The sequence below is a fragment of the Agromyces sp. Y558 genome (assembly GCF_059445415.1).
Genome location: NZ_JCAIUH010000001.1, coordinates 925,549 through 947,979, shown reverse-complemented (window position 1 = coordinate 947,979; position 22,431 = coordinate 925,549). Strand labels below are relative to the sequence as shown.

General features: G+C 69.0%; 24 protein-coding genes. 8 read left to right on the top strand and 16 right to left on the bottom strand.

Annotated elements, in window-relative coordinates:
• Positions 1-16: 16 nt before the first annotated feature.
• The 7 genes from AC1C2T_RS04490 to AC1C2T_RS04460 all read right to left on the bottom strand — a co-directional run bounded on the left by AC1C2T_RS04490 (position 17) and on the right by AC1C2T_RS04460 (position 6,032).
• Positions 17-1,078, bottom strand: a complete 1,062-nt coding sequence (locus AC1C2T_RS04490; RefSeq protein ID WP_495384386.1) for a class I SAM-dependent methyltransferase — start codon at positions 1,076-1,078, stop codon at positions 17-19.
• A 138-nt stretch (positions 1,079-1,216) separates the two neighbouring features.
• Positions 1,217-1,927: a GntR family transcriptional regulator gene (locus AC1C2T_RS04485; protein WP_495384385.1), complete on the bottom strand. Its 711-nt coding sequence runs from the start codon at positions 1,925-1,927 to the stop codon at positions 1,217-1,219.
• A gap of 44 nt (positions 1,928-1,971) precedes the next feature.
• Entirely contained in the window at positions 1,972-2,283 is a 312-nt protein-coding gene (locus AC1C2T_RS04480; RefSeq protein WP_495384384.1) for a DUF3618 domain-containing protein, read from the bottom strand.
• Positions 2,267-2,674, bottom strand: coding sequence for a phage holin family protein (locus AC1C2T_RS04475; protein WP_495361432.1), 408 nt, complete (start codon positions 2,672-2,674; stop codon positions 2,267-2,269). The genes AC1C2T_RS04480 and AC1C2T_RS04475 overlap by 17 nt, the downstream gene beginning before the upstream one ends.
• Positions 2,675-2,693: 19 nt before the next feature.
• Positions 2,694-3,107, bottom strand: a complete 414-nt coding sequence (locus AC1C2T_RS04470) for a hypothetical protein (RefSeq protein ID WP_495384383.1) — start codon at positions 3,105-3,107, stop codon at positions 2,694-2,696.
• A gap of 100 nt (positions 3,108-3,207) precedes the next feature.
• Positions 3,208-4,812 carry a protoporphyrinogen/coproporphyrinogen oxidase gene (locus AC1C2T_RS04465; protein ID WP_495384382.1) on the bottom strand — a complete coding sequence of 535 codons (1,605 nt, stop codon included), beginning with the start codon at positions 4,810-4,812 and terminating at the stop codon, positions 3,208-3,210.
• Positions 4,809-6,032, bottom strand: coding sequence for a uroporphyrinogen decarboxylase (locus AC1C2T_RS04460; RefSeq protein ID WP_495384381.1), 1,224 nt, complete (start codon positions 6,030-6,032; stop codon positions 4,809-4,811). Before AC1C2T_RS04460 ends, AC1C2T_RS04465 begins: the two co-directional genes overlap by 4 nt.
• 287 nt (positions 6,033-6,319) lie before the next feature.
• On the opposite strand from AC1C2T_RS04460, the gene AC1C2T_RS04455 reads away from it, so the two are divergent.
• The 5 genes from AC1C2T_RS04455 to AC1C2T_RS04435 all read left to right on the top strand — a co-directional run bounded on the left by AC1C2T_RS04455 (position 6,320) and on the right by AC1C2T_RS04435 (position 10,702).
• A complete protein-coding gene (locus tag AC1C2T_RS04455) occupies positions 6,320-7,042 on the top strand; it encodes a hypothetical protein (protein WP_495361437.1) in 723 nt (240 codons plus the stop codon).
• 58 nt (positions 7,043-7,100) lie between these two features.
• On the top strand, positions 7,101-8,543 hold the full coding sequence (locus AC1C2T_RS04450; protein WP_495361438.1) for a glutamyl-tRNA reductase: 1,443 nt from the start codon (positions 7,101-7,103) through the stop codon (positions 8,541-8,543).
• A 57-nt stretch (positions 8,544-8,600) separates the two neighbouring features.
• On the top strand, positions 8,601-9,287 hold the full coding sequence (locus AC1C2T_RS04445) for a GNAT family N-acetyltransferase (RefSeq protein WP_495361440.1): 687 nt from the start codon (positions 8,601-8,603) through the stop codon (positions 9,285-9,287).
• A 21-nt stretch (positions 9,288-9,308) separates the two neighbouring features.
• Positions 9,309-9,536: an RNA-binding S4 domain-containing protein gene (locus AC1C2T_RS04440; protein WP_495384380.1), complete on the top strand. Its 228-nt coding sequence runs from the start codon at positions 9,309-9,311 to the stop codon at positions 9,534-9,536.
• 227 nt (positions 9,537-9,763) lie between these two features.
• Positions 9,764-10,702: an SMP-30/gluconolactonase/LRE family protein gene (locus AC1C2T_RS04435; RefSeq protein WP_495384379.1), complete on the top strand. Its 939-nt coding sequence runs from the start codon at positions 9,764-9,766 to the stop codon at positions 10,700-10,702.
• 265 nt (positions 10,703-10,967) lie between these two features.
• Here the strand turns inward: AC1C2T_RS04435 and AC1C2T_RS04430 are convergent, their stop codons facing one another.
• The 3 genes from AC1C2T_RS04430 to AC1C2T_RS04420 form a co-directional block, all read right to left on the bottom strand.
• On the bottom strand, positions 10,968-11,153 hold the full coding sequence (locus tag AC1C2T_RS04430) for a glycine zipper domain-containing protein (RefSeq protein ID WP_495361443.1): 186 nt from the start codon (positions 11,151-11,153) through the stop codon (positions 10,968-10,970).
• 141 nt (positions 11,154-11,294) lie between these two features.
• The gene (locus tag AC1C2T_RS04425) at positions 11,295-11,555 is read right to left on the bottom strand and encodes a hypothetical protein (protein ID WP_495384378.1); all 261 of its coding nucleotides are present in this window, start codon (positions 11,553-11,555) and stop codon (positions 11,295-11,297) included.
• 185 nt (positions 11,556-11,740) lie between these two features.
• Complete coding sequence (locus tag AC1C2T_RS04420) at positions 11,741-12,220, bottom strand: hypothetical protein (RefSeq protein WP_495384377.1); 480 nt, start codon at positions 12,218-12,220, stop codon at positions 11,741-11,743.
• 139 nt (positions 12,221-12,359) lie between these two features.
• Here AC1C2T_RS04420 and arr point away from each other — a divergent pair, with 139 nt between their 5' ends.
• Positions 12,360-12,770, top strand: a complete 411-nt coding sequence (gene arr, locus AC1C2T_RS04415) for an NAD(+)--rifampin ADP-ribosyltransferase (protein WP_495384376.1) — start codon at positions 12,360-12,362, stop codon at positions 12,768-12,770.
• Between the two features lie 155 nt (positions 12,771-12,925).
• Here the strand turns inward: arr and AC1C2T_RS04410 are convergent, their stop codons facing one another.
• The 3 genes from AC1C2T_RS04410 to AC1C2T_RS04400 all read right to left on the bottom strand — a co-directional run bounded on the left by AC1C2T_RS04410 (position 12,926) and on the right by AC1C2T_RS04400 (position 16,535).
• Positions 12,926-14,311 carry a glycine--tRNA ligase gene (locus tag AC1C2T_RS04410; RefSeq protein ID WP_495361446.1) on the bottom strand — a complete coding sequence of 462 codons (1,386 nt, stop codon included), beginning with the start codon at positions 14,309-14,311 and terminating at the stop codon, positions 12,926-12,928.
• Positions 14,312-14,485: 174 nt separating this feature from the next.
• On the bottom strand, positions 14,486-15,109 hold the full coding sequence (locus tag AC1C2T_RS04405; RefSeq protein WP_495384375.1) for a hypothetical protein: 624 nt from the start codon (positions 15,107-15,109) through the stop codon (positions 14,486-14,488).
• A gap of 103 nt (positions 15,110-15,212) precedes the next feature.
• A complete protein-coding gene (locus tag AC1C2T_RS04400; protein ID WP_495384374.1) occupies positions 15,213-16,535 on the bottom strand; it encodes an alpha-hydroxy-acid oxidizing protein in 1,323 nt (440 codons plus the stop codon).
• 135 nt (positions 16,536-16,670) lie between these two features.
• Here AC1C2T_RS04400 and AC1C2T_RS04395 point away from each other — a divergent pair, with 135 nt between their 5' ends.
• Together AC1C2T_RS04395 and AC1C2T_RS04390 are read left to right on the top strand one after the other, a co-directional pair.
• The gene (locus tag AC1C2T_RS04395) at positions 16,671-17,078 is read left to right on the top strand and encodes an NUDIX domain-containing protein (protein WP_495361450.1); all 408 of its coding nucleotides are present in this window, start codon (positions 16,671-16,673) and stop codon (positions 17,076-17,078) included.
• Positions 17,079-17,098: 20 nt separating this feature from the next.
• Positions 17,099-18,658 (top strand): alpha/beta hydrolase, encoded by a 1,560-nt coding sequence (locus tag AC1C2T_RS04390; protein WP_495384373.1) that lies wholly within the window; start codon positions 17,099-17,101, stop codon positions 18,656-18,658.
• 21 nt (positions 18,659-18,679) lie between these two features.
• On the opposite strand, the gene AC1C2T_RS04385 is transcribed toward AC1C2T_RS04390, so the two are convergent.
• The 3 genes from AC1C2T_RS04385 to AC1C2T_RS04375 all read right to left on the bottom strand — a co-directional run bounded on the left by AC1C2T_RS04385 (position 18,680) and on the right by AC1C2T_RS04375 (position 22,364).
• Positions 18,680-19,201 (bottom strand): GNAT family N-acetyltransferase, encoded by a 522-nt coding sequence (locus tag AC1C2T_RS04385; protein WP_495361970.1) that lies wholly within the window; start codon positions 19,199-19,201, stop codon positions 18,680-18,682.
• A gap of 5 nt (positions 19,202-19,206) precedes the next feature.
• On the bottom strand, positions 19,207-20,115 hold the full coding sequence (locus AC1C2T_RS04380; protein WP_495384372.1) for a serine hydrolase: 909 nt from the start codon (positions 20,113-20,115) through the stop codon (positions 19,207-19,209).
• A 95-nt stretch (positions 20,116-20,210) separates the two neighbouring features.
• Positions 20,211-22,364: a M13 family metallopeptidase gene (locus AC1C2T_RS04375; protein WP_495384371.1), complete on the bottom strand. Its 2,154-nt coding sequence runs from the start codon at positions 22,362-22,364 to the stop codon at positions 20,211-20,213.
• Between the last annotated feature and the right edge of the window lie 67 nt (positions 22,365-22,431).

The window sequence follows — 22,431 nt, the reverse complement described above, 5'->3', positions numbered from 1 at the left end:
TGCCGCGACTGCCCGTTCAGCGCAGGAGCCGCGTGAACCGGAACGACGCGAAGCCCTCGATCGGCAGCTCTTCGATGCCCGCGAAGCCCGCCTCCCTCGCATACCGCTCGACGGTCGACTGCCGCATCACCGTGCCGGTGCCGACCGACCCGGGCGTGGAGAGACTGTCGGGCAGGCACATGAAGAGGCTGTACCCGTACATGATCCGCTCCGTCTCGTCGCCGTCGGGCGCGAACTCGGTTGCGACGGCCTCGTCCATGATCACGACCACGCCGTCGGGGCGTGCGACGCGTCGGATCGCCTCGAGCACCTCGACCGGTCGCGGCATGTCGTGGAGCGCCTCGAAGACGAATACGGCGTCGAAGACGGCTTCCTCGGGGAGCGCCTCACCGGCGACGTGATGGAACCGAACGCGATCGGCCACTCCCGCCGCCCGCGCATGTTCCCGCGCCGCCGTGATCGAGGGCTCGTCGATGTCGAACCCCTCCACACGAGCGTCCGGATACCCTTGCGCGATCCCGATCGCCGACCAGCCGTGCCCACTGCCGACATCCGCGATCCGGGCACCTGGGCGTGAGAGCACCGAGTGCACTGAGGGAACGCCGGCGAGCTCGAGCGCGAGCTGCCGCAGGAACCACGGGCGGTTGATGTCGCCCTGCGCGTCGCGAGCATCGTCGCCGAGCTGCGCCCACGAGACCCCGCTGCCCGTTCGGTACGCGTCGAGCAGTGCAGGGAGCTGCCCTGCCGTCGCTGCGAAGAACCGACCGAGCGGCGCGAGGTAGTCGAGCGAGTCGGCGTCGACGAGCACCTCGGCGTGCGCGGGCGGCAGGGTGAACCGGCGGGCGGATGCCGCTGCGTGCGCATCATCGACGGTGAGGATGCCGCTCACGGCCTGATGCTCGAGCCATTCGATCGCGTAGCGCTCATGGGTGCCGGTGCGCGCGGCGAGTGTCGGCGCGTCGAGCGGCCCGCCCGCGGCGAGGGCGCGATACCAGCCGAGACGATCGCCGAGGTAGATGCTGAGCAGTTCGATGCCGCCGAGAGCCGAAGCGAAGATGCGGTCGGCGAATGCCGTCACCGCGCCTGCTTCACCTTGGGCAGCTGTGGCCTTGGAGTTCTGTTCCGGGGAGTTCTGTTCCGGGGAGTTCTGTTCCGGGGAGTTCTGTTCCGGCACCATCGTCGAGTCCTTCCGATCGACCGGCGCGAAGCCGGAATCCTACTCGCCGACGAGCAGCCGCGTTGAGTGCTCGAGGTGCTCGCGTAGCGCAACCGGCCCGCGCGTGGGCAGCTCGTCGAGCAGGGCGCGGTGCTCGGTGATGAGGCTTTCGAGCGTGTAGTGCGGGCGCACGTGCAGGAGAAACAGCAGCAGTTCGCTGCCGAGGGCGGCGTGGGCCTCGATGATGCGGGGGCTTTCGGATGCCGCGACGATCGCCCGATGGAAGTCGGCGTGAATGCGCTCGACCTCGAGCCAGTCGACTGCGGCGCTGGTATCACCGCCGGCGGGCGCAGACCGGTCGAGGGCGTCGAGCCGGTCGAGGGCGTCGAGCCGGTCGAGGGCGTCGCGCGCCGGGGCCAGCACCGACTCGGGCCACGCTTCGCCGTTGCGCACGCCCACGATGCGAACCGCCTCGACCTCGAGCGCCGCACGCAGCTGCTGCAGCGCGATGACGTGGGCGCGATCGAAACTCGCCACGCGCACCCCCCGGTAAGCCTCGGCGACAACGAGGCGCTCGGCCACCAACCGCTGGAACGCCGCGCGCACGGTGTGTCGCGACACGGCGTACAGCTCGGATGAGGCTTCTTCCCGAAGCGGGGAGTCCGGTGGGAGCACCCCGCTCAGGATGTCCGCGCGCACGAGACCCGCGACCCGATCGACCGCGGTCTCTGCTGCGGCCGGGCCACCCGCCTCGCGTCGTGACGTCGGCACCGGGGCATCCGCTCGCTCTGGTTCGCCCTGAATCGTCGGCGCGCTCAGTCGAGCTTCGAGCGCACGACGAGCCAGACAGTGACGCCGACGACGGCGACCAGGCCCACGGCGGCGGCGATCGCGGCGACGGGCTGCTCGTCAGCGAACCGGCGCAGTCTCACCTTCGCCTGTTCGGCCTTGATGCCCGCCTGCTTCGGCACGTTGAGCTTGTCTTCAAGGGCGTTGAGAGTCTCGGCGAACTCGGCACGCGCCCGTTGCGACGCGACCTTGGCCTGCATGCGCGTGAGGTTGCGCTCGCGAGTGGCGGCGTCGCGCTTCGAGGGGTGGGTTCCGTTGGCGTCAGTAGCGGCGGTCATAGTCACCCGTTCCCTTCAGGGCGTCGAGGTCGGCCTTCAGGCTCTCGACCGACTCGAGGGGCTCTGAGCCCCGCTTGAAGTTGATGTAGGCGATCCAGAGCAGGATGACGATGATCAGCAGCAACGCGCCGGAGACGGTGAGTGCCGCGGCCCACGCGGGCATCACGAGCGCGAGCGCGAAGATGCCGGTGACGATCAGCGTGAAGAGCAGGAAGACGCCGACGACCGCGGCGCCGGCGACGAGGCCGGATCCGATGCCGAAGTGCTTGACCTTGTATGAGACCTCGGCCTTGATCTGGTCGATCTCGGCGCGCACGAGCGCTGAGATCGTGTCGGGCAGTTCGCCGATCAGGGTGAAGAGCGATCGGTCGTCGTTCGAGGGTGCGGTCATCGCGCGGTCACCTCCACGTTCACGAGTCGGATGTCGCGGGCTTGGCCTTGCCCTTGGCCGCGGTGCCGCGCGTGGCTGCCGGCTTACGGGCCGACTTGGCTGTGCTGCTCGACGCGGGCTTCGCGGTCTTCGCGGTCTTCGAGACGTTCGCCTTCGCGGTCTTCGCCGTAGTGTCGACGTCGCGCTTGGTCGCGCCCGAGCCTCGAGTGGCGTTTCCGATGAGCGACTTCACGCCGTCGAGCACTGTGCCGGAGAGATCGCCGACCTTTTCGGCCGCGAACCCCTTGACGGTGTCGACGCCCTGCTGCACGGCGGGCGTGTTCCACACGCCCTCGGCCGTCTTTCGAATCTGCTCGTAGCGCTCACGACCGGCTCGCGTACCGAGCACGTAGCCGATTCCGAGCCCCACGACGAAGAGGATCTTCCCTTTCATGTGCACCCCATCTCCCCCTGTGATTCACCACAGTGACGTTTCCAGCGTAGACCCCGCATCAATCGGCGCAAGGGGGTTGCGTCGAAATATTCCGCTCGGGCTATGCGCTGCCGTCGGGCTGCACCCGACGGTGCCTGATTCGCCGCGCCACCTCGAGCGCGTGGGGCACGACCGACGCCAGACCGGTGCCGGCGACCCAGGATCCGGTGGTTTCGATGCCGGGCTCTGCGGCGAGCGCGTCTTCGAGTGCACGCACCCGATCGCGCTGGCCGATGGCGGCCTGCGAGAGCGCGTCGCGCCACTGCGCTCGGCCGGCTGCGCGGAGCATCCGCCCATCGACGGTCACGCCCAGGAGGATCGATGCATCGGCGAGCGCGAGCGCGGCGACCTCGGCGTCGGAGAGCCCGTCGAGCGGGTTCGGTGCACCGGCGCGACCATAAGAGAGACGCACGACGTGCCGGCCGCCCGCCGCCTCGGCGAGCCAACTCCACTTCGCGGTCGAGTGGGTGAGCGCCTTCGCCTGCACGTCGGGCGTGCCTGCGGCGACGAGCACGCCGGTGCCGCGCGGGGCTCTGTCGAGGTCTGGCGCGTCGAGGACGAGCGTGACAAGCTCGACGGATGCCGCAGCCGGCCACTCGCCGGTCGACGCATCCGCCCAGCCGTCGAGGGCAGCGGCGACGAGCTCGAGCGCGGCGTGCCCGGACGCGGCGAGCACGACCTCGGGGGTGCTCACGATCAGCTCGCCGGCTTCGGTCGACGCGGTGACGAGCCAGGATCCTGCGGGTTGAGGAGGGAGCGAAGCGAGCGTCTCGAAACCGGGTTCTCCGGAAGTGCGGGTTTCGAGACCCGGCTGGCGCGCGTCATCCGCTCGCTCGAGACCGGTAACCTCGGCGCCGCGCACGACCGTCACGCCGAACCGCTCGAGTTCACGTTCGAGCGCGTCGACGAGTCGGTGCATGCCGCCGCGAACGCCGCGCACGGCTCCCCCGGCCTTGCGCTCCTCGACGAGCTGCCCGACCCCGCCCGAGAGCGAGCCGGTGCGGGTCATCGCCTCGTTGAGTCCGGGGGCGACGACATCGAGATCGAGGTCGTTCGGATCGGTCGAGTAGACGCCCGCCGAGATCGGCGTGACGAGCCGGTCGAGCACGGCCTGGCCCATGCGCGAGCGCACGAGCTGGCCGAGGCTGTGGGCCCGTCCGATGCGGAGGATCGGCATGAGGCGGTCGCCGTACGCGCGGATCGCCCCGCGCCAGCCGATGATGCGTCGCACGTCATCGCCGAGGGGGTTCGCGGGGATGCCGAGCATGCCGGTCTTCGGCAGGGGCGCGGCGTCGGGTCGACCGTGCGCACCGGGCATGACGAGCCAGGCGCCCGCCGGGTTCGGGCTCTCGATCTCGCCGTCGAGCTTGAGGGAGCTGAGCAGCTCGGCGACCCCCCCGCCCCGGGTCGCGAAGGATTCGGCGCCGCTGTCGAGCGTCAGGCCGTCGAGTTCGATGCGGCCGACGCATCCGCCCAGCTCGTCGCGCCGCTCGAGCACGGTGACCCGCAGGCCGACCTTCGCGCACTCGAGTGCGGCGACGAGGCCCGCGACCCCGCCGCCGATCACGACGACGTCGGCTGCGGACTCTGTCGGTCGAGTAGTGAGCGAAGCGAGCGTATCGAGACCATTCACCGGGTCTCGACCAGCGTCGGGCGCATCGGTCATGCCGACGCCTCGTGCACGAGCTCGACGACGCGCGTCAGCACCGTAGGGTCGGTCTCGGGCGGCACGCCGTGGCCGAGGTTGAAGATGTGGGCCGGCGCCGCCTGGCCGCGACGCAGCACGTCGCGCACCGCGGCCTCGAGCACGGGCCACGGGGCGGCGAGGAGCGCCGGGTCGAGGTTGCCCTGCAGGGGAACGCCGTCGCCGACGCGCTCGACGGCGACATCGAGCGGGATGCGGTAATCGACCCCGACGGTGTCGACCCCGATGCCGTGCATCGCGCCGAGCAGTTCGCCGGTGCCGACGCCGAAGTGCACGACGGGCACGCGCCTCGTCTCGCTCGCTGAGCCTGTCGAAGCGGGCCCGACCCGCTCGACAGGCTCAGGGGACTCGACAGGCTCAGGGGACGTCGTCTCGTAGGCGAGGTCGTGCACGAAGCTCAGCGCCTTCGCCGAGGCGGGTGCGACGTGCGTCTCGTAGTCGGCGAGCGAGAGCGCGCCGGCCCACGAGTCGAAGAGCTGGGCGGCGGATGCCCCGGCGAGCACTTGCGTGCGCAGGAAGCGTCCGGTGAGCTCGGCCGTCCAGTCCATGAGCGCGCGCCAGGCGCCGGGATCGGCGTGCATGAGGGTGCGGGCCGCGAGGTGGTCCTTCGACGGGCCGCCCTCGGCGAGGTAGGCCGCGAGGGTGAACGGGGCACCGGCGAAGCCGATGAGCGGGGTGCTGCCAGTGCCGGTTGAGCCTGCCGAAACCCCTCCGCTCAGCGAAGTCGCGTTGAGCTCGGCGACCACGCGCCCGACCGCTTCGGTGATGGGGGCGGATGTCTCGTCGATCCGCGCGGGGTCGATCGCCGTGAGCTCGGCGACGCCCGCGGCATCCGCATAGCCCTTCGTGAAGACGGGTCCGCGGCCGGGCTGGATCTCGACGTCGACGCCCACGAGCTTGAGCGGCACGACGATGTCGCTGAAGAAGATGCCCGCGTCGACCTTGTGACGGCGCACGGGCTGCAGCGTGATCTCGGCGGCCATCGCCGGGTCGAGGCATGCGTCGAGCATGCGTGTGCCGACGCGCAGGTCGCGGTACTCGGGAAGGGATCGCCCCGCCTGTCGCATGAACCACACGGGGGTGACGTCCGAGCGTTCTCCTCTATATGCGCGAACGAGGCGCGAGTCGGAGGTCAGGCCGGAGGAGAGCGGATGCTGCGGGGAGAGGATCACGCCTGACATTGTCGCCTATCGGGCTGGGGAACTCACTCGAAGAGCAGCCGTGTGCCGCTCGCGCAGGTATGGGTGACGCAGGTCGTTTCCGGATCCGAGTCGCGCGGTTCACCCAGCGAGCCGATTTGTTCGAAGCCTTACATTCGCGCACTCATCAACGCTAAGGTCGAGACGTTGTGCGCCCCCGAGCACGACGACGCACGTGTTCCCCCGCCCGTGCGCCTCCGCACCCACGGAGATCCCATGTCGCTCATGCAGTGCTGCAACCCGTCCGCCCGAACGACCCGAGTCGCGCGATGAACGACGCCACGCCGCACCGCGCCGGCATCACGTTCCTGGTCGCCGCCGCCGCCGCCCTCCTCGTCGGCGCACTCATCGCCAGCTCCGGCTTCCTCCAGCGCCTGATGCTGCGTCTGCCCGAAGTGCCGGGCCTCGAGCGAGTGGCCTTGATGGTCTCGGCACTCGCCGTGCTGGCCGCCGTCATCTGGATGTTCGTGCGCCTCGGCGAGCTCGCCCGCGCCCGCGCCCGTCGCCGTGCGCTCGAGGCCAGCGTGCGGGGCGAGGTGAGCTGCGGCATCCGCAGCAGAGCTCTCGTGGCGAGCCTCAACGAGTTGACCGCGGATGACCCGCGCGCGGTCAAGCTCGGGGCTCGTTTCTCGATCGTGGTCGACGAGATCGGCGTCGCATTCTGGAACGGCGGCCGGCGACCCCGGCGCGCGGTGCACTTCCCGTGGCGCGAGGTGCGCGGCATCCGCAGCGACTCGGTCATCGCAGGCGACTCGGAGCTGGCGGTGCTCGTGCTGCGCGTGCGACACGGCGGCATGAGCATCGAACTGCCACTCATCCTCGCCGCAGAGCGGACCGGCCGATACGCACTCGCTGGCGCCCCGTTCTTCGCCATCGTGCGCAGCTGGAAGGCGAAGCACCGCACGGCGCTCGCCGCCGCGGGCCTCGACCTGCCGCCGCTCACCGCACCCATCCAGATCATCCAGCCGGGTCTGGTGCTCGCCGGACGCTGAGTTTCCCTCAGAGTCCGCACTGAGCAAACGTGGATTCCACCACGAGTAGAATCCCATCGTGCTCATTTGCCTGACCGCGAGCCACAAGAACGCCGGCTTCGACATGCTCGAACGTCTTTCGGCGACCGCGGACGCCGCAGGCCCCCGCATCCGCAATGGCCACGACGCTGTGCGCGGTGCAGTGGTCGTCGCCACCTGCAACCGCTTCGAGGCGTATCTCGACCTCGACGCCGCCGAGGGTGAATCGCCCGTGCCGGCGGTGCACGAGGCGATTCGCGCGGTGGGCACCGTTGCGGGCCTCGAGCCCGACGAGTTGCGCACCACGTTCGGGTTCGTGCACGGCAACGCCGTCGCCGGGCACCTCTTCGCCGTGGCCTCCGGCCTCGAATCGGTCGTCGTCGGCGAGGGCGAGATCGCCGGCCAGGTGCGCCGTTCGCTCGAACGCGCGCGCACCGAGCGCACCACGACCCCCGAACTCGAACGACTCTTCCAGCGCGCTTCGCAGATCTCGCGCCGAGTGAAGAACGAGACCGGCATCGGCGGCGAGGGGCGCTCGCTCGTGCGCCTCGCGCTCGAACTCGCCGAAAGCCGCATCACCGACTGGGCCGCGACCCGGGTGCTGCTCGTCGGCACCGGACGCTTCGCGGGCGCCTCGCTCGCGGCGCTACGCGACCGCGGCGTCACCGATGTGCGCGTCTTCTCGCCCTCGGGCCGGGCGGCGAAGTTCGCCGCCGGTCACGGCATCGATGCGGTGGCGCGCGGCGAAGTCGCCGCCGCGGCCGCAACCTCCGACATCATCGTCACCTGCACCACGGCCGAGCACCATGTCGTCGATCGGACGATGCTCGAATCCGGGCGGGCGGGGCTCGAGGCATCCGTCGCGCCTGGAGCTGCTCTCGACGCTGTTTCGCTCAGCCTTGTCGGCGAGCCCGGCGACTCCCCGGTCGGTCGTCAGCTCGTGATCGACCTCGGCCTGCCGCGCAACGTCGCCCCCGATGTCGTCGAAGTGCCCGGCGTCGAGCTGCTCGACCTCGAGACCATCCGCATCCACGCACCGCTCGAAGAATTCGGGGCGACGGATGCCGCGCGCGCGATCGTCGGCGGAGCGGCCCGCGCCTTCGGCGAGGCCCGTGAAGAGCACGACCTCGCGCCCGCCGTCGTGGCCCTGCGGCGCCATGTCTTCGACATCCTCGACGGCGAGATCGAGCGTGCTCGCAGCCGCGGTGACGACGACGCACGCACCGAGGCCGCACTGCGGCACATGGCCGGCGTGCTGCTGCACACTCCCATGGTGCGCTCGCGCGAACTCGCCCGCGCCGGCGAACAGCAGGCCTGGATCGACGGCATCGCCGCGATCTTCGGCGTGGTTCCCGAAGCGGATGATGCCGCGGGGGCCGGGGGTCGCGAGGCCGGTGGCGTCGGTTCCGCGGGTGCTGCTTCCGGTGGTGCAGCTTCCGGTGGCGCCGGTTCCGCGGGTGCAGGCGCCGTCGCCGCCTTCTGACCGTCGGCCAGTGCCAGCGATGCCGCCCGTCGGGGGCGCGCGATACGCTTCCTGACGATGCACGAGAACAGCGACCCTGCGACCATCTCCGAACGCGCGGCAGCGGCGGCGGCCGACGGCCCGCCCGCACTGCGCTTCCCGTTCGATGCGGCGACACTCACCGATTCGCCGATTCGCACCGACCGTCTCGTGCTGCGCCCGCTCGAGGCATCCGATGCCCCAGACGTCTACGAGTACCAGCGCATCCCCGAGGTGCTCCGGTACCTGCCGTGGCCCGAGCGCGACCGCGACGAGGGCTACGAGCACACGGCGACTCGTGCGGCGGAGCGCGTACTCGCCGCTGACGGCGACTTCTTCGTATTCGCGATGGCGCTGCCTGGCACACCCTCGATCGACGACGCCGAGCGAGATCGCGTCATCGGGGACATGATGGTGCGCGTCTCGAGCCTCGCCCACGCGCAGCTCGAACTCGGCTGGGTGGTGCACCCCGACTTCCAAGGCAGTGGGTACGCCCTCGAGGCCGCGAGCGCGATCCGCGACTTCGCGTTCGAGACGCTGCACCCCCACCGGATTCAGGCGTTCCTCGACGCGCGCAACGGAGCATCCGCTGCACTCTGCGAACGCCTCGGCATGCGACGCGAGGCGACGATCCTGGAAGAGCAGTACAACGACGGCGAGTGGCAGGACACTGCGGTCTACGGAGTGCTGCGGCGCGAGTGGGCGGCCGCTCGCGGGTCGCACTGATTGGGCGACTAACATTCGGGGATGACGAACCCGACTCCGATCGACGACGTCCCGATCGGCGGTGAGGTCATTCGCCTCGGGCAGTTCCTGAAGTTCGCTGGGCTCCTCGACTCCGGTGGAGACGTGAAAGAGGCCATCATCAACGGCTTTGTGGCCGTGAACGGCGAGGTTGATCGCCGCCGCGGACGGCAGCTGCAGCTCGGAGACATCGTCAGCTTCGATGGACGCAGGGTTCGCGTCTCTCCGTGAAAGTACCGATGCCCCGTTGGGTGCCTCGTTTGCCATCTGACCTCCGAAGCTCGCGTGCGGGGGCCTGACGGGGGCGAGCATCCACGGTCTCTCCCGCGGTATCCTCATCGTGCCGAAGCAACACCCGTTCCGGGTGGGGAAAGTGAGGCGGTGCGGGCCGTCGGTCCGCACCCCACTACGAACCCACGGGTGGTTCGGCCGGGCCGCCCGGGATTGGACTGATCCGCATGCCGATCGATCGTGACGTGCCCACCATCGAGGCACAGTTCGTGCGCCTGGATGATCGATTCGATGGTGTCGATGGCGATTTCGTCCTCGAACGCATCCACACCGGAGCACGCAAGAGCGAAGGCCCGGTGTGGTTCCCAGCGGGACGCTATCTTGTCTGGAGCGACATCCCGAACTCGCGCATGCTGCGCTGGGACGAGACGAGCGGCGCGGTCGGGGTGTTCCGCGAGTACTCCGGCTACGCGAACGGCAACACCATCGACCGCCAGGGCCGCCTCATCACGTGCGAGCAGGGCAACCGCCGAGTGACCCGCACCGAGCACGACGGGTCCATCACCGTGCTCGCCGACACCTTCGACGGCCGGCCGCTCAACAGTCCCAACGACGTCGTCGTCCGTCACGACGGGACGATCTGGTTCACGGATCCGCCCTACGGCATCGCCGGCGACTACGAGGGCAACGCCGCCGAACAGGAGCAGGACGGTCAGTACGTCTTCCGGCTCGATCCGTCGACGGGTGATCTGACCGTCGTCGCAGACGACTTCTCCCGCCCGAACGGACTGGCCTTCTCGCCCGACGAACAGCGGCTCTACATCGCCGACACGCGGCAGAACCCGAGCCACATCAGGGCATTCGATGTGCTGGCCGATGGAACGCTCGAGGGTGGTGCGATCCACGCCACCTGCGACCACGGCCGGTTCGACGGGCTGCGGGTCGATACCGACGGCCGGATCTGGGCCGCCGCATGGGACGGAGTGCACTGCTTCGCCCCCGACGGCGACCTCATCGGCAAGCTGCTCCTGCCGGAGTCCGTGGCCAACCTCGCGTTCGGCGGGCCGAAGCGCAATCTGCTCTTCATCACCGCCGGCCGGTCCGTCTATTGCCTGAGGGTCACCTTCAACGGCGCGCTCTATCCGCCGGTCGCGGTACGCGAATAGGGAGCTTCCGGTCACGCAGCGGGACTGACGTAGAGATCATCGCGCCGAACGCCGGCGACCAGATGGTCTGCTTCCCGCAACCGTTTTTGCATTGTTGAAGGGCATGATCGACTCGGCGGATATCCCCACGGAGCAGGTCAGTTCGAGACCGGTCAGACCTTTGCCGCTCATCATGTCCAGCGGCACGGACACCTGGTTCGAGCCTTCAGAAGTCGGTCCATGAAGACCCTGCTCTAGACCGTCGAACGCCCGTTCCAAGACGCGCTCAGGTCGCCCTCCGAGCGTCGAATACGGCACCGACCACGATGCCGACCAACATGCCGATACCTGCACCGACTACAAGGGCGTCGAAGAAGGTCAGCCCAACACCGGCGCCGACCAGGACCCCTAGCGCGATGCCGATTCCCACGCCGCTGAACGACGTCTCGGAGTAATCCTTCGGAGGCACCATGACTTCAACGCTACTCGCACCGAAGACAGGACATCCGCTTGCGGTCCGCCACGAGGCCGCATCCGGATCCGTCAACGCCCGCGGCATTGCTTGCGACGTTGAGACCACGCACACCCCTTGTCGACCTCCGTCGAAGGAGACTCATGAGGCCGTCAGAAAGCCCAGCAAGACCCCGACCGCGACGGCGATCCAGATCAAACCCATCGCAATAAAGAACGCACCCAAGAGCCGGTAAATGCGATATGGGTCCTTCTCGGCATGCAGAGACTTGCTGACGAGATTGTCCGGGCCCCAAACTCGATCCAGGTTCCGTCTGTTCTGTTCCGAGATCCACAGTGGATTCACGAGCATGATCGCGCCCGCGGCGACGATCAGCCCGCCGAAGAGTGCGAGTGGAAGCATGAGCGTTCCGTCCGTATGTGACTGCGCCGAGACTATACCGCCTACGCTACCGGCCCCGGGCCACGACCCGGGAGACTGTCGCCGTTGAAGACGGGCCACGAGACGCTCGACAGGCGGTACATCAGTGGAGAGCGCGAGAGATCCGTCGGCGAGACATCGCGAGTGCTGTTCGCGCGCTCATCGGTCTAGGTGCCGCGGATCATTTCAGCCAACTCAGCGGGGTTTGCGTCCGGCGGGAGCGCGATCAGGAGGGTATCGCCCTGCAACGCCTCGAGCACCGCGACAGCTGACAACACCACGTCACCCGCCTTGATCACCAAGCGTGCAGTCCCTCCGGATTGAGCGGCTTCGGCTGTCAACGTCTGAAAGACGTCCGCTCCTTCATCGTCGAACCTCAAGTCGACAGCATGGGTCTTACCATCGGCGACCGCTTCGGCCTCTTCGACGCCAGCATGAACGAAGTCCGATTCGAGGATCATCACGTGCTCGCCATTCACCGAGACGCACTCCGGTGCGGATCCCGAAACGCAGGACTCCGAGACGGCCATATCGACGCCGCCAGCGGTCGCCGGCGTGCTCTCTCCTGGACCGTCAACGGCGGAGCATCCACTCATCATCAAGAGGAGCATGCCGACCACGGACAACTTCCAGACCTGAGAACCCATGGGCGCTCCTCCTCGAGCACTATTCGGAGCGATCTCACTCCGACACCCCACGCTACCTTTGCGACAGCGACAAGATTCGTTCGTCACCGGAATCGGTGTCCCCCTGTGCTTACGGGTGTCATCCACCTAGGCTGTCGCAGTGAGCCAAGCACTGGACGAGGGGCCGTTCTTTCACGGCACGAAAGCCGATCTCCGGAACGGTGATCTCCTCACGGCGGGCTTCCGGTCGAACTATCGTCCCGAAGTCGTGATGAACCACATCTATTTCACCGCCCTTCCCGACGGTGCTGGACTCGCCGCGGAACTCGCGGCCGGTGACGGTGGTCCGCGCGTCTATGCCGTCGAGCCGACCGGCCCGTTCGAGGACGACCCGAACGTGACCGACAAGAAGTTCCCCGGCAACCCCACCCGCTCGTACCGCAGCACTGCACCACTCAGGGTCGTTGGCGAGATCACTGATTTCACGCGCCAGACCCCCGAGGCGCTCCAGGCATGGAGAGAACGTCTGGCAGCGTTCCGCGCCGACAAGCGAGGCGAAATCATCAACTAACCAGATCTGCATCGAGGCGAGAATGCTCGCGCATGTTCCGTCGCGTCCCGTGGCGAATCCTCAGCGGGGTGACACGACGACCTGAACTGTCTCGCCCACATCCTTGCCGCGAGTCAACGTCCGCGCGACGACAAGGCGCCCGTTCGAACCGACGCCTACGCCCCGATGAGTCGCGCCGCCAAGTAGCCCTCGATCTCGGCGAGCGGCACGCGCACCTGCTCCATGCTGTCGCGCTCGCGCACGGTCACGGCGTTGTCGTCGAGCGAGTCGAAGTCGACCGTGATGCAGAACGGCGTGCCGATCTCGTCTTGGCGACGGTACCGACGACCGATCGCACCGGCGTCGTCGAAGTCGACGTTCCAGTGCTTGCGCAGCGATGCGGCGACCTCGCGGGCCAGTGGCGAGAGACGCTCGTTGCGGCTGAGCGGCAACACGGCCGCCTTCACCGGCGCGAGACGCGGGTCGAGTCGCAGCACCGTACGAGTGTCGACGCCGCCCTTCGCGTTCGGCACCTCCTCGACGTCGTACGCATCGACGAGGAACGCCATGAGCGAGCGGGTCAGACCCGCCGCGGGCTCGATCACGTACGGGATCCAGCGTTCGTTCTTCGACTGGTCGAAGTACGACAGCTCTTTGCCGGAGTGCTCGGAGTGCGTCTTGAGGTCGAAGTCGGTGCGGTTGGCGACACCCTCGAGCTCGCCCCACTCGCCACCGGTGAAGCCGAAGCGGTACTCGATGTCGACGGTGCGCTTCGAGTAGTGCGAGAGCTTGTCTTGCGGGTGCTCGAAGCGACGCAGGTTCTCGGGGTCGACGCCGAGGTCGACGTACCAGTCCCAGCGATAGTCGAGCCAGTACTCGAACCACTGGTCGTCGGTGCCGGGCTCGACGAAGAACTCGAGCTCCATCTGCTCGAACTCGCGCGTGCGGAAGATGAAGTTTCCGGGCGTGATCTCGTTGCGGAACGACTTGCCGATCTGGCCGATGCCGAACGGCGGCTTCATGCGTGCGGCCTGCAGCACGTTGGCGAAGTTCGTGAAGATGCCCTGTGCCGTCTCGGGGCGGAGGTACTGCAGCCCCGACTCATCCTGAACCGGGCCCAGGTAGGTCTGCAGCATCATGTTGAAGTCGCGGGGCGGAGTCCACTGGCCGCGCGTGCCGCAGTTCGGGCAGGCGATGTCGCCCATGCCGTTCTCGGGGGCGCGGCCCTTCTTCCCCTCGAAGGCCTCGAGCAGGTGGTCTTCGCGGAAGCGCTTGTGGCAGTGCAGGCACTCGACGAGCGGGTCGGTGAAGACACCGACGTGGCCCGAGGCGATCCACACCTGCTTCGGCAGGATGACGCTCGAGTCGAGGCCGACGACATCGTCGCGGCCGGTCACCATGTACCGCCACCACTGGCGCTTGATGTTCTCTTTCAGCTCCACGCCGAGGGGGCCGTAGTCCCACGCCGAGCGGGACCCGCCGTAGATCTCGCCGGCCTGGAAGACGAACCCCCGATGCTGGGCGAGGGCGATGACGGATTCGAGACGGCTGGGTGCGGCCACGGTGGCTCCAATGGTCCTAGAGATCGGGGGTTTCCCGGAAACGACACGGTGACACCATCCTACGGGCGGGCGCGAGCCCGTAGTCCCGGTCCGCGGTCACCGGAGCTCCCGAGTCGGCCGAGATCGGCGGTCTGCGCTGGGCACGACCGCCGATCCGCCTTCGTGGTCTGTCGATCAGCGCGCGCTCGAGGCCCGCCGTCGCCACACGATTGCCGCGCAGCCGAGTACGATCAGCGCGAGAGCGGCGATGCCGATACCGCCGTCGACACCGGTTTCGGCCAAGCGTGGGCCGTCGGCCGTCGTCTCGGAGTCGATGGCCGGGGCGGCGGGTACCGCTGCCGGCGATGACTCGCCGGGGGCGGTCGGCGCCGGAGCCGCGGTGATGGTCAGCGGGACCTCATTCGACCAGAGCACGGTTCCATCGCCGATCGTCTGCGAGGCGAAGACGGCGTACCGCGGGCGCTCTTCACTGTCGGCGGAGACCATGTCGACCGGCGTGATCAGCACACTGAACGTGCCGTCGGGAGTGACGTCGGCCTGCGTGCCGGTGAGGGTGCCTTGGCCGGCTGCCACTGCAACCCATGCGGTCGACACGCTCGGATCGAAGCCCGATCCGGTGACGGTGAAGCCGCCGAGCCAGTCGCCTGCGGGAAAGGTCGTCTGGTCGACCTGGATGGTCGGTGCGGTGGGCGCAGGCACCTCTTCCGCGGCGGCGGGCGACGCCGCAAGTGTCACCAGGGCGAGGCCGGCGACTGCCGCGACGACAGTGGCGCGACGGGGGAAGTTCAGAGCGGTCATGGAGGATCGGGCTTTCGTTCGGGGTTGGATTCGGGCCGCCCAGCGGTGGGCGTGAGATGACTATACGACACCGGCGCGGCGACAACGACGGGCTGTCCCGCCCTCACGCCGCACGCAGCGAATCGGGCCCGATCTCGGCGACGGACCGGTGCCCCGCGAGGCCGAGCGTGAGGTCGAACTCGGCGATGTGATTGCGCACGACCTCGTGCACGCCGTCGGTTCCCGCGACGGCGAGGCCGTAGGCGTAGGGCCGGCCGATGCCCACGGCCGTGGCGCCGCGTGCGAGCGCGATGAAGGCATCGGCACCGCCGCGCACCCCGCTGTCGAGGATGACGGGGACCCGGCCGCCGACCCGCTCGACGACGCCGGGCAGCGCGTCGAGCGTCGCGACGGATTCGTCGACCTGGCGGCCGCCGTGGTTCGACACCACGAGGCCGTCGACGCCGTGGTCGAGCGCTTGCGCCGCGTCATCCGGATGCAGCACTCCCTTCAGCAGCACCGGCAGGTTCGTCCACTCACGCAGCTTCGCGAGGTCGCCCCACTCGAGCGCCGGGTTCGAGAACACGTCGAGGAACGTCTCGATCGCCGCGCGAGGCAACGGCGAGCGTAGGGCCGCACGCACTCCGCCGTCGACGAGCGGCGTTCGTGCACCCGAACGGGCGATCGCGAACGCCGAGGCGAGCAGTTTCGGGGTGACCTTCGGGCGCGGCCCGCCACCGCCGCCGCGTGCGACGCGCTCCCGCACGAGCTCGGCGAAGACCGGGTCGCTCGTGTACTGCGCGATGCCCTGCCCGCGCGTGAAAGGCAGATAGGCGGCGTCGAGATCGCGGGTGCGCCAGCCGAGCAGGTGCGTGTCGAGGGTGACGACGATCGCCTCGCACCCGGATGCCTCGGCGCGACGCACGAACGACGCGTTGAGCTCATCGGAGGCGCTCCAGTACAGCTGGAACCAGCGCGATCGCGTGCCCATCGCGGCGGCGACCTCCTCTAATGGGGCGCTTGCCTGGTTCGAGAGGATGTACGGCACGTCGAGCGCCGCCGCGGCACGGCCGACCGCGACATCCGCTTCGCTGTGCGCCATCTCGGTGACGCCGATCGGCGACAGCACGAACGGCGTCGCCCGGCGCCGCCCGAACAACTCGATCGAGAGATCGCGCTCGGAAACATCGCGCAGCACCCGCGGCCAGATCTGCCAGCGCGCGAATGCCGCACGGTTCGCCGCCATCGTCGCCTCGGCGCCCGCGCCGCCGGCGAGGTATGCGAACGCCTCGGCCGACACGGCCTTGCGCGCGGCACGTTCGAGTGCAGCACCGTCGACCGGCACCGCCGGACGGATGCCCGAGAGCCCCGCCCGGTACACCTCGGACTGCACGGCCCTCCCGAATCCACGTTGCTCGTCGGCGGTCATCGGCTCGGTCGACGTCATCGGCTCGCTCCTTCGCGATCGGCGGATGCGAGCCAGCGTAGCTGCGGGAGTACGGCTCACGACAGGGGTGCCGGTCAGGCGTGACCGCGCTGACGACGGAGCCCGCGCAGACGCACGACATAGGCTGGAGCGGATATGCCTGAACTCACCGACATCCGCGTCGCCGCCATCGCCCTCGTGCGCGACCGCCGGGTGCTCATGGTCACGGCTCGCGACCGCGACGTGTACTACATGCCCGGCGGCAAGATCGACGAGGGCGAATCGGCCGCGGCGGCGGCCGCCCGCGAAGCTCTCGAAGAGGTCGCGCTCATTCTCGATCCGGCCTCGCTCGAGGAACTCTTCGAGGTCGTCGTGCAGGCACATGGAGAGCCCGACGGACGGCTCGTGCGCATGCGGGTCTTTCGCGCCGAGACGGATGCCGCACCCATCGCCTCCGCCGAGGTGGGCAGCCTGCACTGGGTGACGACCGCCGACCTCGATCGCTGCCCGCCCGCCGGGGCCGAAGTGCTCCAGCGCCTCGCGGGGGCCGGGCTCATCGACTGACCGCCTCGTAGACTTCGGTCATGCCGACCTCCCGCGAGTTCCGCAGCGGTGACCGGATCACGCTCATCACCCGCACGGGCATCGACGACGGCCCGGGCTACGTGCTCGTGCACGGCATCGGCATGGCGCACGAGTACTGGTCGGATGTCGCGGAGGCCCTCGGTCGCACCGGCACGGTCTACGCCCTCGACATGCCCGGGTTCGGCGAGGCGCCGGAGCCCGAGCATCCGCCCTCGGTTCCGGAGGCGGGCGAGCTGCTCGCCGAGCTCGTGGTCGCCGAGGGCATCGACCGACCCGTGCTCGTCGGACACTCCGCCGGGGCGCAGGTCGTGGCCGAGGCCGCCGCGCGGCATCCCGAGCTCTTCGATCGCATCGTGCTCATCGCCCCGACCGTGAATCCTCGCGAACGCACGGTGGCGAAGCAGGCCGGTCGGCTGGCGCAAGACCTCGTGCTCGCCCACCCGAAGGTGATCGGCCTCGGCGTCGTGTCATATGCGAAGGCGGGCCTCGGCTGGTACCTCGAGACGCTCCGGCCCGTGATGGCGCACGAGATCGAGCGCACCCTGCCCGACATCCCGGGCGAGACGCTCGTGATCCGCGGCGAACGCGACGGGATCGTTCCCCGCGACTGGGCGGAACAGGTCGCCGGCCTCGTGCCGAACGGCCGATACATCGAGGTTCCCGGACGCGGTCACGAGACGATGATCACCGCCGGCCCGCAGGTGGCCGAGCTCATCGCGCGGCATGCACGCGGCGAAGCGGTCGGCCGCAGGGTTCCGGCGGCGGCGTTCGCGGCGCCATCCGCTTCGCCGGCGACGGATGCCTCGATGGTGGCGGATGCCCCGGCGACGACGGCCCCCGCGCCACTCCCACCGCTCGCGGCCGCGGGCTGGTGGGCGCTCGACTACCTCGACGCGGCGAGGCGGCACGCGCGCGTGCTCACCGTGCCGAAGCCCCCGAGGCTCTGGGCCGAGGGCGACGTCGACAAACCGACGGTCTTCCTCCTGCCTGGCGTCTACGAGCACTGGTCGTTCATGGAACCGCTCGGCAACGCGGTCAACGCGCGGGGCTACCGCGTTCGGGTCGTGCATGGACTCGGCGCGAACCTGCTCGCGATCCCCGAGACGGCCGAGCGGATCACTCGAGCGCTCGAGCGGATCCCACCGCCGCCCGCCGGCCGCATCATCGTGGCGCACTCGAAAGGCGGCCTCGTCGGCAAGCGGATGCTGCTCGACGACGCCGACCGGAGGCTCGGCCTGCTCGGGGTCGTCACCGTCGCCACGCCGTTCGGCGGTTCGCGCCTCGCACGGTACCTGTTCGATCCACGGCTGCGCGAGTTCGACCCCGCGAGCGCGATGATCGTCGAACTCTCCGATGCGGCATCCGTCAATTCGCGCATCGTGTCGGTGTTCGGATTCTTCGACCCGCACGTGCCCGAGGGCAGTGCGCTCGCGGGCGCGACGAACGTGCAGGTTCCGGTCGCCGGGCATTTCCGCATCCTCGCCGCCCCCGAGACGGCGGCCGCCGTTGTCACGGCGGTCGAGTCGCTTACCGAGGCGTCCGCGGTGCGACACGAATGACGCAGCCGGCCCGACGCCCGATCAGAGCGCTTCGAACGGAGCGGCGTACCGGAAGTCGCCGCGATGCTCGTCGCCGGCACCCGACAGGCGAAGCGCCTGGAAGTAGCTGCCCCACGCCGGCTCTGGCGAGATGACCCCCACTTCGGAGCCGGCGACGAAGCCGAACCGGCCGTAGTAGGCGGGGTCGCCGAGCAAGGCGATCACTCGCTCGCCATGCTCTTCGGCGACACGGACCGTCTCGCGCACGAGCGCGGAGCCGACACCGACCCCCTGTCGCTCGGGGAACACTGCGATCGGCCCGAGACCGATCGCCGGAGTCACGCCGACCCTGCCGCGCGTGCTGATGCAATAGCCGATGATCTCGCCGTCGACTTCGGCGACGAGTGCGAGATGCGGCAGCAGGGCGTCGGACGCGAGCAGCTCGGTATTGAGGCCCGCCTCGATCGGCGGGTCGTCGACCGTCGTCGTGGGCGTCGCGAAGGCGACCGACAGCAGCCGGTCGACGATCGCATGATCGAGCGGATGCAGCGGGCGGATGAGCACTTCGTTCAATGCACGTACTCCAGCAGGTCGGCGCCGACCTGGCGCATGCCGTCGAGCACGGCAAGGCGCGAGGAGAGCATGGTATCGGCGTAGTACATCGACACGGCGTACGAGACGCTCGCACGCGGTCCGCGGAGCACGCCGACCTCGCTGCGCACGCCGCCGTCGGTGCCGGTCTTGTTCATGAGCAGCACGTTGTGATCGGCTGCGCGGTGCGCAAGCGGATCGAGCCCGAACGCGCTCGCGACCATCGACAGGTCGGCGTTCAGCGAGAGCCATCCGACGACCCGCTGCGACACCTCGGGTGAGACGATCTCGCCGCGGGCGAGCGAGGCGAAGAGCCACGTGAGCTCTTTCGCCGAGCCGATCGAGAGCTGCGGGGCGTCGTCGGGGCCTCGGTGATCGCGCACGAGGTCGAGAAGCGCGGTGCGGGTGAGGCCGAGTGCCTCGGTGCGGGCGCGCACAGCCTCGAGACCGACGTGGCGGATGAGCACATTCGTCGCGAGGTTGTCGCTCGTCGCACCGATGAGGGCCGCGAGGTCGGCGAGAGGCAGCGACGGCGACTGCATGTGCTGCCAGATACCCGAGTCGCCGACCGCGTCGCGGGGGGCGCGGTCGAGCACGGTGAACGACTCGCTGCCGTCGCCGGCGAGCCGGGACGCGACCTCGACGAGCAGCAGCACCTTGCCGATCGACGCCGTCGGCATGACGACATGGTCGTCGACGGAGAAGAGCACCTTGCCGGTCGCGAGATCGGTCGCGCGCGCCGAGACCTGCACGCCCGCGAGCGCGAGTTCGCCCAGTGCGTCGAAACCGCGGGCGAAGTTGTCGTTGGCCTCTTCGGTGCGATGTTTTCCCCGCCGGAAGTCGCTATGCCGTGCGCGTCGCTCCGAACCCTGCGACGACGTCACCACGGTGATTCCACTGCCTTCCTCTGGCGGTCGGCGCTCCCCTACCGCGGTCAGCGGCGCGCTCGAGAATTCTTGGTCTTGCGGATGCGGATCTGCGACTACCAGATCGTCACCCGCTCGGCTGGGTCGAGCCAGAGCGCGTCATCTGGAGTCACTTCGAAGCTAGCGTAGAACTCGTCGATGTTCCTGACGATCTGGTTGCACCGGAACTCGTTCGGCGAGTGCGGATCGATCGCGAGCAGGCGGATGACCTCTTCATCGCGACCCTTCATCTGCCACGCCTGCGCCCACGACAGGAAGAAACGCTGCGCTGCGGTCAGCCCGTCGATGACGGGTGCCTCGTCGACACTGCCGGACTCCCCTGAGCCCGCCGAAGGGCCGAGCGACAGCACGTATGCCCTCCACGCGATGGCGAGGCCGCCGAGGTCGCCGATGTTCTCGCCGATCGTGAGCGCACCGTTGACGCTGTGCTCGCCCGCTGAGCTCGTCGAGCTCGTCGAGCTCGTCGAAGCGGCGCCCCCTTCGACGGGCTCAGGGGGCAGTTGGGCGTCAGGGCGGAGCTGAGCCGGCACGAGCGCGTCGTACTGCTCGATGAGCGCGGTCGTGCGCTCCTCGAACGCGGTGCGGTCGGCCTCGGTCCACCAGTCGGTGAGGCGCCCGTCGCCGTCGTACTTCGAGCCCTGGTCATCGAAGCCGTGCCCGATCTCGTGGCCGATCACGGCGCCGATGGCACCGTAGTTCGCCGCGGCATCCCGCTCGGCATCGAAGAAGGGGTACTGCAGGATCGCCGCGGGGAACACGATCTCGTTGAACCCCGGGTTGTAGTACGCGTTGATCGTCTGCGGCGTCATGAACCACTCGTCGCGGTCGATCGGCTTGCCGATCTTGCCGAGCTCGCGATTGAACTCGAACTCGGCCGTCGCCCGCACGTTGCCGACGAGGTCGTCGGTGATCTCGAGGGCGGAGTAGTCGCGCCACTTCACCGGGAACCCGATCTTCGGCGTGAACTTCTCGAGCTTGTCGATGGCCTTCGCCCGAGTCTCGGCACCCATCCACTCGAGGCCGGTGATCGACTGGCGGTAGGCCTCGACGAGGTTCGCGACGAGGTCGTCCATCGCCTCCTTCGCGGCGGGCGGGAAGTGCCGCTCGACGTAGATGTGACCGACGGCCTCGCCCATGGCGCCCTCGACGAGGGAGACGCCGCGCTTCCAGCGCTCGCGCATCTGCGGGGTGCCCGTGAGGGTGCGGCCGTAGAAGTCGAAGTTCGCCTCGACGAAGTCGTTGGAGAGGTACGCCGCGCTGCCGCGAATGACCTGCCAGGCGAGCCAGTCCTTCCACGCCGGCAGGCGGTCTTCGGTCAGCAGTGCGCCGAGACCCTGCACGAACGAGGGCTCGCGCAGCACGATCTCGTCGAACGCCCCGGCGGGCACGCCCATCGCATCGCGCCAGATGTTCAGGTCCGGGGCCCCTTCGACAGGCTCAGGGAGCGAAGCGGACTCAGGGAGCGACGCGGACTCAGGAAGCGAAGCAGACTCAGGGAGCGAAGCGAACGCCGCCGCAGCATCCGACCACTGGAACAGGTTGTAGGTCTTCTCGCTGTCGCGGGTGTCGACGTTGTTCCAGTGCGCCGCGGCGATCGCGGTCTCGAGTTCGAACACCCGGGCCGCGCGCTCGTCGGGCGCTTCGAGTCGCGCGAGCCGCAGCATCCGCTCGAGGTGCGAGCGGTACGCGCCCCGCACCGACTCGAACCGCTCTTCGCGGAAGTAGCTCTCGTCGGGCAGGCCGATGCCGCCCTGCTCGACGAAGACGAGGTAACGCTCGGGGTCGCCCGGGTCGTTGTCGACGTAGAGCTGCATGAAGCCCGGCACGCCCTGCCGCTCGAGCTGGCCGAGGGTCGCGAGGAACGCGTCGACCGAGCTGATGAGCTCGACCTCGACGAGCTGCCCCGCGATGGGTGTCGTGCCGAGGAGGTTCGCCCGATCTTCATTCATGAAGCTCGCGTAGAGGTCGCCGACCTTGCGCGCCTCGGTGCCGGGCTCTGCGTCTTGCGACTCCTCGATGATCTCGCGCACGGCCTGCTCGGCCTCTTCGTGCAGCACGAGGAACGAGCCGTACCTGGCCTTGTCGGCCGGAATATCGGTGCGTTCGATCCACTTGCCGTTGACGTGACGGAAGAGGTCGTCTTGCGGGCGGATGCCTGCGTCGAGCTCGTCTTGCGTGATTCCGGAGGGCAGCGCGACGTCGTCGGTCATTGCTCCAGCCTATGTGTGGGCGGCGTGCGCGAGGCCCAGAATCTCCTGTGACCTCCTGCGTGCCCGG